We start from the raw sequence: 12,296 nt of genomic DNA, 5'->3' as shown, positions 1-12,296 counted from the left end.
GTTGAAGAGCTCTCAGGCCCCGGCAGGGGCGATTCACTTCAGGGAGTCGAGACGATGATCGATCCTGGCACTTTCCGCGAAGCCATTCTCGCTGTGGTTGTTCTTGGAGGAGGTGCTCTCGTGGTCGAACAGTACATCCGCACCCGCGCTTGGCCGCGCTCCCGGCAGAATGGCCCGGATTGCGGGGAGCGCACGCGCTGAGCCGCGCACGATCCCGAACGATCCGGCGACGGAGCGGAGATCTCCGAAGCGGTCGGCACGAACCTCGAGGATCTCCGCGGCGGCGCGCGCGGGAGCGTCCGCCCGGATCACGCCTGCCGCGCGGCGGCCGTGACGGAGGGCGACCGAGTTCGTCCGATACTGCCGGACTTCGCAGGTCGTAAGCAACGCGGTCCACGAATATTGCTCGCCGACCGCGTCGTCGCCTATTCTCGACGCTGAAGGCCCACCAGGACCGGCCGGCGAATCAGGGCGCGAACATGGGCGCGAACCGGCGACACGCGGTCCCGGACTTCTCGGGCTACCCGGACCTCGTCGTGATCTATCTCGGAATGAAGGTCCGCACCCTGGCCGGCGTGAAGACGCTGCTCGGCTTCGGGCCGCGGATCGACAGGGTCGGCGCGGCGCGGCCAGAGGGCCTCCTGCACTACGAGAACAACATCATCTTCAGCCTGCGCCCGCTCCATGTCGGCATGCGCTGGTATTGGCGGGACATGGACAGCATGGTCGCGTGGTCCAAGTCCGAGCCGCACCGGATCTGGTGGCGGGATTTCCTGCGCGACACCCGCGGCGTCGGCATCTGGCACGAGACCTACCACATGCGCGGCGGCATGGAGGCGATCTACCACGACGTGGCCGAGCCGGTCGGATTCGCGGCCTTCATGCCGATGCAGGAGGCAAGGGGCTCGCTGGCGGCCCGGCACGGGCGTTACGCCTCGTCCGACCTGCGCGACCTCCCCGCCGACAACGCGCCGGACGCCGCAGTCCCGCGCTGAGGCTCCGGCCGCCCGGCCGGAGTTCCGGTGCGGCGGATGAGCCGTGCGCGACGCGGGGTCCGCCCGTGCGCACGGTTCGGCTGGACACCGGCCCGCGCGGAAGGCACGGAGCGGAGCAGGCACTATGACGGTCGGTTCGATGAGACAGGGTACCCTGCGCCTCGGCGCGTTCTTCTACGCGACCGGCCACCACGTCGCGGGCTGGCGCCATCCCTCCAGCGAGGCCGACGGCGGGCTCGTCCTGGAGCGCTATGTCGGCTGGGCGCAGCGCGCCGAGGCCGCGAAGTTCGACCTCATCTTCCTGGAGGACGGGAGCGGGATCCGCGACCTCGACCTGCGGTCGAGCGAGCGCACCGCGCGCTCGACCCATTTCGAGCCGCTGACGCTGCTGTCGGCCCTCGCGGCGGTGACGAGCCGGATCGGTCTCGTCGCCACCACCTCCACCAGCTTCAACGAGCCCTTCAACGTCGCGCGCCGGTTCGCCTCCCTCGACCATCTCAGCGGCGGGCGCGCCGGCTGGAACCTCGTGACCTCCGCGACCGACGCGGAGGCGGCGAATTTCGGCGGCGACCGGATCGGCCGTCACGCCGACCGCTACGAGCGCGCCGAGGAATTCGCGGACGTGGTCCTCGGCCTCTGGAACACCTGGGACGACGGCGCCGTGATCATCGACCGCGCGAGCGGCCAGTTCTCGAAGCCGGACGGCTTCCGCCCGCTGGATCACCGGGGCAAGCATTTCGAGGTCCGCGGTCCGCTCAACATCTCGCGGACGCCGCAGGGCCAGCCCGTGCTGGTGCAGGCCGGCGCTTCCGGGCCCGGCAAGGACCTCGCGGCGCGGACCGCCGAGATCGTCTTCACCGCGAACCAGACGCTGGACGAGGCGGTCGAGTTCTACGGCGATCTCAAGGGACGCATGCCCGGCTTCGGTCGTGCGCCGGATGATCTGAAGATCATGCCCGGCCTGTTCCCCGTCGTCGGGCGCAGCGAGGCCGAGGCGCGGGCGAAGTTCGAGGCGCTGCAGGACCTGATCGACCCGGTGGTCGGGCTGGCGCTGCTCGGTCGTATGATCGGCGGCCACGATCTGTCGGGCTACGATCCCGAGGGGCCGGTGCCGGAGTTGCCCGAGACCGAAGGCATCAAGTCCCGCCAGCAGCTCATGTTCGACCTCGCCCGCCGCGAGGGCCTGACCCTGCGCCAGCTCTACCTGCGCATCGCCGGCGCGCGCGGCCACTCGCAGATCGTCGGTACGCCGGCCCAGATCGTTGACGAGATGGAGGCGCGGTTCCGGGCCGGCGGGGCGGACGGCTTCAACATCATGCCGCCGACGCTGCCCGGCGGCCTCGACGACTTCATCGCGCTGGTCCTGCCGGAGCTGCGGCGGCGCGGCCTGTTCCGCACCGAGTACGAGGGCCGGACGCTGCGGGACCATCTCGGCTCGCGCCCGCCGGCCGGGTTCGGCCCCGGTCGGGCCGCGGTGTAGCGGCGGGCCTCTTCCCGGGTCCGATCGGGCGAGGCGTCGCGACCCCCTGCGGCGTCTCGGACCGCATCATGATTGCGCACAAGCGATTCCCGCTGTGGTACAGCCACGCCACGAGGGCCGAAGGCCGCCATCGGCGAGTCGTGACAGGGGCGACCGGGCATTGACGGATCAGCAGGAACGCACGCGTTTCGAGGCGGAATTCGCCCGCACCGACGCGAGCACCGACCCCTTCGTCTCCGCCGTCCGGGCGACGCGGATGCCGATGCTGATCACCGATCCTCATCAGCCGGACAACCCCATCGTCTTCGTCAACGCCGCCTTCTCCAAGCTGACCGGGTACGGCCACGACGAGATCATCGGCCGGAACTGCCGGTTCCTTCAGGGGCCTGAGACCAGCAAGGCCGACATCGCGAAGATCAGGGCGGCGATCGCCCGCCGCGTGCCGATCGAGATCGAGCTCCTGAACCACAAGAAGAACGGCGAGCTCTTCTGGAACCGGCTGCTGATCTCGCCGGTCTTCGATCGCGCCGGGGAGCTCACCTACTTCTTCGCGTCGCAGTTCGACGTGACGCTGGAGCGGGAGAAGCTCGCGCGGATGCAGCGTGACCGGGAGGCGCTCGAGCAGGAGATCGAGCGCCGCACCAGCGACCTCACCCGCAGCGAGGAGCGGCTGCGATTCATCCTGAAGGCCGGACGTTTCGGCTCGTGGACCCTCGATCTCGCCGACATGCGGCTTGTGGCCTCCGAGACCTGCAAGGAGAACTTCGGGCGGGTGCCGGGCGAGGCGTTCAGCTACGAGGACCTGATCGCCGCGATCGAGCCCGAGGACCGGCCGCGCATGCAGGCGGCGGTGCAGACCTCGATCCGCGAGCACAGCGACTACGACATCGAGTACCGGGCGCGTACGCCCGGCGGCGAACTGCGCTGGCTGCAGATCCGGGGTCAGACCTTCTACGACTCGGTCGGGCAGCCGCTGAGCATGGCCGGCGTCTCCATCGACGTGACCGAGCGCAAGCGCGCGGAGGAGCACCGCGCCCTCCTGGCCGACGAGCTGAACCACCGGGTGAAGAACTCGATGGCGACCATGCAGTCGATCGCGCACCAGACTCTGCGCAACGCCGCCTCCCTGGAGGAGGCGCACAGGACCCTCGACGCGCGGCTGCACTCGCTCTCGGCGGCCCACGACGTCCTGACCCGACAGAGCTGGATCGGGGCCACGCTCGACGTCATCGTGGAGGGCACCCTCCAGGCGTTCCGGGGCGGGGCGGGACAGCGCTTCCTGATCAACGGACCGGAGGTGTGGCTGACGCCGCGCCTGACGCTCGCCTTCACGATGGCGCTGCACGAACTGGCGACCAACGCCGTGAAGTACGGCGCTCTGTCGAACGACCGGGGGCGAGTGGTCCTGAACTGGGACGTGGTCGACGGGGCGACGCCGGCCCGTCTCTGGTTCCGCTGGGAGGAGGTCGGCGGACCCGCGGTGACGGCACCGGCCCGCGGCGGGTTCGGCACGCGCCTCATCGAGCGGGCGCTGGCCGCCGAGATGGGCGGCTCGGCCGAGATCGAGTACCGCCCCCGCGGCGTGGTCTTCACGCTGGACGCGCCGCTGCCCGACCGCGCGTCCGCCGCGGCGGAGGCGACGGTCTGAGGATCGCGTCCCGCGGGCCCGCCGCCGGTCAGGTCATGCGGGTCAGGACGGTCTCGTTCCAGAGCCTGCGGTGCAGGAACGCCATCGCGGCGTGGCCGAGCACGACGACGAGGAGCGTGAAGCCCAGCCAGTAGTGGAACAGGTCGGCGGGCAGCATCATCCACTCGATCTTCGTCTCGCGCGCCGGCATCACCGGGATGCCGTAGGGCGCGAAGGGCTTGCCCGATCCGTACTGGCGCAGCAGCGCGAGGCTCGGGACCAGGACCATCAGGAGATAGATCAGGCCGTGACCGGCCGCGACCGCGCGCCCCGGCGCGCCCGGATGGGCGGGGCGCCGGTGAAGGTTCGCGAGGCCCCACACCCCGCGCAGGAGCACGAGCACGAACAGGGTGAAGCCGAGGGTGAAGTGGCTGCCGCCGACGATGCGGGTGAGCGCCGCATCGCCGATCGTGACGTAGAGCAGCGCCCCGGTGAATTGCCAGGCGAACAGGGCCGCCATCACCCAGTGGAAGCCGCGGCTGACGCGACCGTACCGCTCCGGCGTGTCCAGCCAGACGGTCCGCGATGCGGTGGCGTGGCCGCTCAGCCCCGTCACGCGGCGTTCTCGGTCCAGAGGTCACCGGCCAGGCCGTCCCCGCGCAGGATCTCGGAGGCCGCGCTGGTGAGCGCGTGATCCGGTCCGGGCTGGCGCAGGTAGGTGGCGAGATCGCGCGACAGCCGCTCCAGCGGATGGCCGCGCAGGAAGCCCTGGAGGCCGACCGAGCGCTGGGCCAGCTGGAGGATGTCGAGGCCGGCGCGCTCGACCGCGAGGCGGACCAGGTTGATGTAGGCGACGACGCGCTCCGGCGGCATTGCCGCGTCCGACGCGACCTGCGCCCCGCGCTCGACCCAGAGGCGCGCGCCTTCGACCGCGATGGCGCCCTCGCCGAGGCGCGCCAGCTGGTGCGGATCGCTCCCCCGGCCGAGGCGGCGCAGATGGCCGCGCCAGGCATCGAACACGGCCTCGATGCCGCCGAGCTGCACCGCCGCGAAGCGCCACGCGCCGCCCGAGAAGGCCGGCTGCCGGAAGTAATCGTCGGGCTGGCCGAGGATATCGTCGGCCGCGAAGGCGAGGCCGGTGAAGTCGATCGTGCCGGTCGCCGAGGCGCGCATGCCCTGCGCCCGCCACGCCGAGAGATCGGACCGCGTGCCGGCGTCGAGCGGCACCACCATCATCGCCGTGCCGGCCTGTCCCGGATGCCGGGCGGTGACGAGGGCGCGGGTGACGAAGCCGGCGCCCGACGCGAAGGTCTTCACGCCGCGGAGATGGCCGTCGACGTCCGAGGCCTCGATCGTGAGGCCACCTTCCCCCGGCTCGGTGTTCCAGACACCGAACAGATGGCCGGCGCGCGCGTCGGCGAACAGGCGGACGCGCTGGGCGGGTGAGCCGTACCGGGCGACGAGCTGGAGGGCGTTGACGTGACCCTCGTAGAGCCGGCCGAGAGCGAGGCTTCCGTAGCCGACCAGCCGCAGAACCTCCGCCAGGGCACCGGCGCCCGGCTCCGTCCCGAGGCCCGCGCCGCCGTGATCCACCGGTACGGGCGCGGCGAGCAGCCCCAGGCGGGCGAGATCGGCGATGTCATCCAGTGGGAAGCCGTCGTCGTGATCCTGGGCGTCGGCGCGCGCGGGCGCTGACGCGGCAATCGCGCGCGCGGCCGCCTCGGAATCGTAGACGGGATCCAGGCGGGTCCACTGATCCATGCGCCTGACTCCTCTCAGAGCGCCACCGCGTCGACATCCAGGCGAATGGCCGCTGAGGGGCGGTTGCCCACGGTCGCGCGCTCGGGTCTCGTCACGTATGGGCCCCCATTGCCCGCAGAAGATGCGGAAGATCCTAAAAAACTAACCTAAGACTGAGCCATCCTTTCCCCGGCCGCGGCTGCGACCAATGCGACCGTCGTCGATCCGGGCTGCTCTCAGTTCAGCGTCCGGTTGGCGCGCAGCCGCGCCACGGCCAGGTCGACGAACGTCCGCACCTTCGCGGGCGCGTGCCGGCCTTCCGGGTACAGGACGTGGACGGGCAGCGGCGCTTCCTCGTAATCGGCGAGCACGATCTGCAGGTGGCCGTCCCGCAGGTCCGGGCCGATCTGGTAGTTCAGGACACGCGCTAGCCCCCAGCCCGACCGTGCGGCGCCGATCGAGACCTCGTTGGTGTTGCCCTCCAGAGTGGGGCGGACGACCACCCGCTCGTTCCGGCCGAACCGCCACTCCGGCGACGCGAAGGCCCCGGTGGAGATGGCGATCCGGTGGCGCTTGAGATCCGCCGGGGTCGCCGGCACGCCGTGCCGCGCGAAGTAGTCCGGGGCGCCGCAGATGACGTGGCGCACCGACCCGACCCGAGCGGCCGTGAACCCAGAATCGGTCAGGTGGCCGATGCGGATCGCCACGTCGATTCCCTCCTCCACCATGCTGACCGGCCGGTCGACGAAGAGGGTCCGCGCCACCATGGTCGGGTAGGTGTCGAGGTAGTCGGTGACGATCGGGAGCACGTGCATCCGTCCGAACAGGACCGAGGCCGTCACCGCGAGCGTGCCCGACGGCGTCGCGTTGGAGCCGGCCGCCGCCGATTCCGCCTCGAAGATGTCGGCCAGGATCCGCCGGCAATCCTCGTAGTACCGGCTGCCGGCTTCCGTGAGCTTCACGGAGCGGGTCGTCCGGATCAGGAGGCGGGCGCCGATGGTCTCCTCGAGTGCCGCCACGGCGCGCGTCACGGCCGGCGGGCTCATGTGCAGGAGGCGGGCGGTCTGCGCGAAGCTCGCCGTCTCGGCGACCTTCGCGAAGATGCGCATGGCCTGCCACCGATCCATAGCCTCGCTCCGGGTTCTCGCGGCCGGGTCGCGACGCTCACGCCCGATCCGGCCCGCCGCGTCGGCGTCCCGGCCGAACGGTCAGAAGCCGAAATGGCTCAGGCCCGGATGGTCGTCCGGCCGGCGCCCGAGGGGCCAGTGAAACTCGCGGTCCGATTCCGCGATCGGCAACGCGTTGATGCTGCTGTGCCGATAGCGCATCAGCCCGTCGTCGGCGAGGCGGACCTTCGTGATCGTGCTCTGCGCGTCGAGGGGCGGCGGCGGCGGACGGGACAGGACGGGCTCCTTGTCCTCGGGGAAGGTTCAGCCCGGTTCCGGTAGCGGCGCAGGATGATCCGCCGGCGCCGGTCCCGCGGGGCGGAACACGGCGCGCGCGTCAGAGCGCCAGCTGCACCCGGTCCGTGCCCTCCGCGGGCACCGCGGAGCAGATCAGCACCTCGTCCTCAGCCACCGGTGCGCTCGGTTCCCTCAGATAGGTCACCGCGCCGGCGAGCAGCTTGGTGCGGCAGGTCCCGCAGCTGCCCTCGCGACAGCTGAACTCCGGTGCGAGACCCCGCGCCTCTGCGAGGTCGAGGAGGCTGCCCGAATCCGGCGTCCAGCGCGCTTCCTTGCCGGTGTCGAGGAAGGCGACCGGCACCGTCTCCGTGGAGGCCGGTGGCCGCGGAGGCACGGCCGCCGCCGTTCCGGTGTCGCGGATGAGCCCCGAGGGACCGAACGCCTCCGCGTGAATCCGGTCGTCCGCCACGTTGTAGCCGCGCAGGCCATCATAGAGCGCCTGGGTGAAGGCCGACGGGCCGCACAGGTAGAAATCGTAATCCGCGAAGGCCAGGAACCGCGTGAGCAGGGCCATGTCGATCCGGCCCGCGGCCTCGTAATCGACGCCAGCCGCGGCATCGGAGACATCGCTCAGGACGCGCACGATCCGCACGGCGCCCTGCGCCGCCGCGGCGAGTTCGGACAGCTCCCGGTCGAAGGCGCGCTCGGCGCGGGTGCGGGCGGCGTAGACGAGCGTGGTCTGCCGGATCTTGCGGGTGCGCATGCCCTCGTAGACAACATGCCGGAGCATCGCGAGGAGCGGCGTGATCCCGACGCCGCCGGCGAGCAGCACGGCCGGGCGCGCCGCGCTCGCGTCGAGGGTGAAGCCGCCGCCGGGCGCGCGCGCCTCGACGATGTCGCCGACCCGAACTCGGTCGTGGAGGTGCTGCGAGACGGTGCCGTCGCGCTTCACGCTGATCCGGTAGGTCGGGTCCGAGGGCGCGACCGACAGCGTGTAGGTCCGGATGACCGGCGCGTCGGCCCCTGGCAGTGTCACGCGGATCGGCAGGTGCTGGCCCGCGCGGTGCGGGAGCCGCCCGGCCCCGTCGTCCGGGGTCAGGTGGAAGGACAGGATCGTGCGGCTCTCGTCGACGATCTCGGCTACCCGGAACGGCCGCCACTGCGTCGCGCGCTCGGCCGCCCGGACGCGATCGGCGGCCTCTGCCCAGTCGCCGGTCATCAGCGCGTTCGGCGACCAGCCGTCCGGCCGGAACGACCAGCGCAGCGGCAGGGCACCGCGTCGGCGGATCACCCGGCGCGGCCGGAAGCTCCAGAGCCGCTCGGCGCCCTGGAAGGCCGCGATCTCGGGCGAGTCCAGGATCACCGCGGCGTCGCCGGTCAACTGCAGGAGATCGCCCGTCTCGAAATCGGGGAAGACCAGGCCGGCCCTGCTGTTCAGGAAGATGTTCCCGAGCGTGGCGAAGAACAGGTTGCCGGCGAAGTCGGGGATGGTCAGCGTGCCGTCCGCGGCGATGCGGACGAACCCCGCCTTGCCGCCGCGATGCGAGACGTCGACCTGCCGCCGGCCCTCCCGGTCGGCGTAGGAGGCCACGAAGAACGTGTCCGCCGCCGCGATCAGGCCGCGGGCTTCCGGGTCGAGCTCCGCGCTCTCCTCGGCGGGGGCCGGAGCGGGGGCGCCCGGCTCGCCGACGAAGCTCATGTCGCGCAGCTGGATGTATTGCGGGCAGTTCCCGAAGCTCTGGTCGACGGCGAAGTGCAGGACTCCGCCGGCCGTGGAGCGGACGAGGCCGTTGACGCGGTTGCGGCGGCGGCTGTCCAGCGCGATCCCGAGGAGGCCGATTGCGTCGCCGTCGCCCGTGCCCTCTGAGGCGGGGTCGGCCGGGTCCAGCCGCGCGGCGATGTCGAGGGTCGTGGCGGTCGGCGAGGTGATGAAGCCGGGACGGCCAGCCAGGAGCGTGGCCCAGGCGTCGCCCTGCCGGTCGACGCTGCCCAGCACGATGAACGGGATCTCCGCGAAGAAGGCGCGGTGCTGATCGGGCATGAAGTCCCGCACCACCCGCTGGCCGATCACCGCCATTCGGTCGGCGGCGCCGACCGTTTCCTGGATGGACGTCTCGCCGGCATGCCATGTCGGCAGCGTCGCAAGGGTCTGACCGTCAGCCATCTCCGCGCCCTCCACTCGTATCCGCCCCCGGGCGCGGGTGCGCCCGGGGCCTTCCGGTCACGCCGCGGCCGTGAGGCCTGCGGGGGTCTGGGCGAAGGGGACGAAGCCCGGCAGGCCCTCGATCCGGCGCAGGAAGGCCCCGACCCGCGGGTAGCCCGACAGGTCCACGTTCCCCTCCGGGGCGCGGGCGAGGTAGCTGTAGACAGCCACGTCCGCGACGGTCGGCCGCTCGGCCGCGAGCCAGTCCCGGCCGTCGAGATGCGCCTCGAGCCGCCCCAGGAGCGTGTGCGCCCGGGCGATCACCTCCTCCGGGTTGAACGTGGCGCCGAACACCGTGATCAGCCGCGCCGCCGCCGGCCCGTAGGCGAGTTCGCCCGCCGCGACCGAGAGCCAGCGCTGGACCGCCGCCGCGGCGCGCGGATCCTCGGGCAGCCAGTCGGACCGGCCGAGCCGCTTCGCCACGTAGACGAGGATGGCGTTGGAATCGGAGACGATCACGCCGTCGTCGTCGAGCACCGGCACCTGACCGAACGGGTTCATGGCCAGGAAGGCCGGCGTCTTGTGTCCGCCCGCCTTCAGGTCGACCTCGATCAGCTCGTGCGGGGCCTCGACCAGGGAGAGGAACAGGCGGGCCCGATGCGCGTGGCCCGAGAGGGGATGGTGGTAGAGCTTCATGGCCGTGGATCTCCGTCGGGGGCCGGGATCGCCCCGGGCCGTGTGAGGAGAATGCCGCCGCGTTCGGGCGAGCAGAATAGGCGTTCTCCGCAGTTCATCATTCCGGAAATCGGAATAATCGCGCGGCTTGGCGCGGCCGTCATCCGCCTCGCCCCGCGGGTACAGGCGCCGCGGACGGGCTTGGCGTAGACGCCGATCAGCGACCCGGGAAGCAATCATCAAGACGCCGGTTCCGAAAAGACTGCGCGGGACTTGACACCGAGGCCATTACCGAGGAGCCTAGTTTTCAGGTGCGGGGCAAAGCTGCCCAGTTTCGCGCCAATACGTCACCATCTTTCACGGCGATGCCGCCCGCAGTGCTTCCGCACTGGCGGGCTTTTTGCGTTCTGAAGGATTGCATGGGCCTCCGCCATCACCGCATCGGAATCCTGTTCTCCGCGGACGGACCCTACGGTCTTGTCGGGAGGGCGATGCTGAACGGCGCGCTCCTGGCGGTCGACGAGGTGAACGCGCGGGGCGACTGCGTCCTGGAGCCGGTGATCCGCGATCCGCAGGGCGCCCTCCCGGGCTACGTCGCCGGCGCCGAGCGGCTCCTCGACGCGGGGATCCGCCACGTCGTCGGCTGCTACACCTCGTCGAGCCGCAAGGAGATCATCCCGATCTTCGAGAAGCGGGACGCCCTGCTCTGGTACCCATCGCACTACGAGGGCTTCGAGACCTCGGCGAACGTGGTCTACACCGGGGCGGCGCCGAACCAGCACATCGTCCCGCTGGTGCGGCACCTCCTCGCCCGGGGCGGCCGCACCGCCTTCTGCGTCGGCTCCAACTACATCTGGGCCTGGGAGAACAACCGGATCCTGCGGGAGACGCTGGCGATCGCCGGCGGCGACGTCGCGGGCGAGCGCTACCTCGCGGTGGGCGAGACCGCCTTCGATCAGGTGATCGCGGCGATCCTGGCCGCGAAGCCGGACTTCGTCTTCAACACGCTGATCGGGATCTCGGCGTACCGGTTCTTCCGCGACTTCCGGAGCGCCTGCGCGGCGCGCGGCATCGACCAGGCGCGGACCATGCCGGTGGCGAGCTGCAGCCTCGCCGAGCCGGAACTGGAGGCGATTGGGCCGGAGGCGGTCGACGGCCACCTGTCCTCCAGCGTCTACTTCACGTCGATCGACACGCCCCGCAACCGCGCCTTCATGGCGGCCTACGCGGCGCGCTTCTCCGCAGGCCCGACCCCCTCGGCGGATGCGGAATCCTCGTACATCGCGGTGCATCTCCTGGCGCGGGCGCTGGCGCGGGCCGGAACTGAGGATGCCGCGACGGTGCGCCGGGCGGCCTGCGCCGACGAGTTCGAGGCGCCCCAGGGACCGGTGCGCCTCGACGAGACGACCCTCCACGCCTGCCTGACCCCTCGGATCGGCCTCTCGACGGCGGCGGCCCGCTTCACCATCGTGGCGCAGGCCGAGGCGCCGGTCGCGCCGGACCCCTACCTGGTGCGCAGCGATCCGCGCGTCGTGCCGGTGAGCCGGCGCCCGCACCTGAAGGTGGTGCCATGACGACGCCCCGGCTGATCCAGAATTTCAGCGGCGCGCAGGCCCTGCTGATCGCGCCGCAGAGCACCGCCACGGACGTCCTGGCGAGCACCCTGATGAAGCTCGGGCTCACCGTGGCCTCGGTCGTCCCGGCCGGCGAGGCGCCGTGGCTCGATTTCGAGATCCTCGACCCCGAGCACCACATCGTCATCGTGGACGGCGACCTGCCGCTGCCGGGCCTCGCGGCGAGCGCCGTGCCCGACCTGCCGCCGGTCCCGGTGGTCGGGCTCGTGGGCGTCGAGGCGCCGAGCCGCCTCAAGGGGCTGCTCCAGCTCGGCGCGACCGGCCTGCTGCGCAAGCCGATCCACGGCGCCTCGGTCTACGCCGCCCTGTTCCTGGCGGTGAACGAGCACAACCGGCGCCGTCTCCTCGAAGAACGGCTTGCCCGCCACGAGGAGCGGCGGCGCGGCCGGCGCCACGTCGTCAAGGCGATCCTCCGGCTGATGCAGGAGCACGGCCTCGACGACGACGCGGCCTACGAGACGCTGCGGCGCGACGCCATGCGCGCCCGGCAGCCCCTGGAAGCCTACTGCGAGGCGCTGGTCCGCACCCGTCCGTCCGTCGCCGCGCCGGCCCTCTCGCCGCGGCTGGCCCGATCCTGAAGCACGCACTCCACCCCGTAG

At 71.6% G+C, this 12,296-nt stretch carries 11 protein-coding genes and 1 pseudogene; 5 read left to right on the top strand and 7 right to left on the bottom strand.

The features are described 5' to 3' along the window. Window positions 1-33: 33 nt before the first annotated feature. Window positions 34-312, bottom strand: coding sequence for a hypothetical protein (locus tag BM314_RS11080; protein ID WP_139237822.1), 279 nt, complete (start codon window positions 310-312; stop codon window positions 34-36). 167 nt (window positions 313-479) lie between these two features. Here BM314_RS11080 and BM314_RS11075 point away from each other — a divergent pair, with 167 nt between their 5' ends. The 3 genes from BM314_RS11075 to BM314_RS11065 all read left to right on the top strand — a co-directional run bounded on the left by BM314_RS11075 (window position 480) and on the right by BM314_RS11065 (window position 4,123). Beyond that, the gene (locus tag BM314_RS11075) at window positions 480-995 is read left to right on the top strand and encodes a DUF4188 domain-containing protein (protein WP_020093087.1); all 516 of its coding nucleotides are present in this window, start codon (window positions 480-482) and stop codon (window positions 993-995) included. Between the two features lie 139 nt (window positions 996-1,134). Next, window positions 1,135-2,475 (top strand): LLM class flavin-dependent oxidoreductase, encoded by a 1,341-nt coding sequence (locus BM314_RS11070; RefSeq protein WP_091978230.1) that lies wholly within the window; start codon window positions 1,135-1,137, stop codon window positions 2,473-2,475. Between the two features lie 160 nt (window positions 2,476-2,635). After that, the gene (locus BM314_RS11065) at window positions 2,636-4,123 is read left to right on the top strand and encodes an HWE histidine kinase domain-containing protein (protein WP_091978160.1); all 1,488 of its coding nucleotides are present in this window, start codon (window positions 2,636-2,638) and stop codon (window positions 4,121-4,123) included. Between the two features lie 28 nt (window positions 4,124-4,151). On the opposite strand, the gene BM314_RS11060 is transcribed toward BM314_RS11065, so the two are convergent. The 6 genes and pseudogenes from BM314_RS11060 to BM314_RS11040 form a co-directional block, all read right to left on the bottom strand. After that, window positions 4,152-4,718 carry a cytochrome b gene (locus BM314_RS11060; RefSeq protein WP_091978159.1) on the bottom strand — a complete coding sequence of 189 codons (567 nt, stop codon included), beginning with the start codon at window positions 4,716-4,718 and terminating at the stop codon, window positions 4,152-4,154. Beyond that, window positions 4,715-5,863 carry an acyl-CoA dehydrogenase family protein gene (locus BM314_RS11055; RefSeq protein WP_091978158.1) on the bottom strand — a complete coding sequence of 383 codons (1,149 nt, stop codon included), beginning with the start codon at window positions 5,861-5,863 and terminating at the stop codon, window positions 4,715-4,717. The genes BM314_RS11060 and BM314_RS11055 overlap by 4 nt, the downstream gene beginning before the upstream one ends. A gap of 215 nt (window positions 5,864-6,078) precedes the next feature. After that, window positions 6,079-6,969, bottom strand: a complete 891-nt coding sequence (locus tag BM314_RS11050) for a LysR family transcriptional regulator (RefSeq protein WP_091978157.1) — start codon at window positions 6,967-6,969, stop codon at window positions 6,079-6,081. Between the two features lie 81 nt (window positions 6,970-7,050). Further along, window positions 7,051-7,185 (bottom strand): annotated as a pseudogene (locus BM314_RS29960) (DUF1348 domain-containing protein); the annotation flags it as partial. A 160-nt stretch (window positions 7,186-7,345) separates the two neighbouring features. Further along, the gene (locus tag BM314_RS11045; RefSeq protein WP_091978229.1) at window positions 7,346-9,409 is read right to left on the bottom strand and encodes a 2Fe-2S iron-sulfur cluster-binding protein; all 2,064 of its coding nucleotides are present in this window, start codon (window positions 9,407-9,409) and stop codon (window positions 7,346-7,348) included. A 57-nt stretch (window positions 9,410-9,466) separates the two neighbouring features. Beyond that, window positions 9,467-10,084 (bottom strand): glutathione S-transferase family protein, encoded by a 618-nt coding sequence (locus BM314_RS11040; RefSeq protein ID WP_056533263.1) that lies wholly within the window; start codon window positions 10,082-10,084, stop codon window positions 9,467-9,469. 398 nt (window positions 10,085-10,482) lie between these two features. Between BM314_RS11040 and BM314_RS11035 the strand changes: the two genes are divergently transcribed. Further along, window positions 10,483-11,637 carry a transporter substrate-binding domain-containing protein gene (locus BM314_RS11035; RefSeq protein ID WP_091978156.1) on the top strand — a complete coding sequence of 385 codons (1,155 nt, stop codon included), beginning with the start codon at window positions 10,483-10,485 and terminating at the stop codon, window positions 11,635-11,637. Next, window positions 11,634-12,275: an ANTAR domain-containing response regulator gene (locus tag BM314_RS11030; RefSeq protein ID WP_091978155.1), complete on the top strand. Its 642-nt coding sequence runs from the start codon at window positions 11,634-11,636 to the stop codon at window positions 12,273-12,275. The genes BM314_RS11035 and BM314_RS11030 overlap by 4 nt, the downstream gene beginning before the upstream one ends. The last annotated feature ends 21 nt before the right edge of the window (window positions 12,276-12,296 follow it).

This window comes from Methylobacterium sp. 13MFTsu3.1M2 (genome assembly GCF_900112625.1).
In the GTDB taxonomy this organism is placed as follows: Bacteria; Pseudomonadota; Alphaproteobacteria; order Rhizobiales; family Beijerinckiaceae; genus Methylobacterium.
This window is presented reverse-complemented; position numbering and strand designations above follow the sequence as displayed.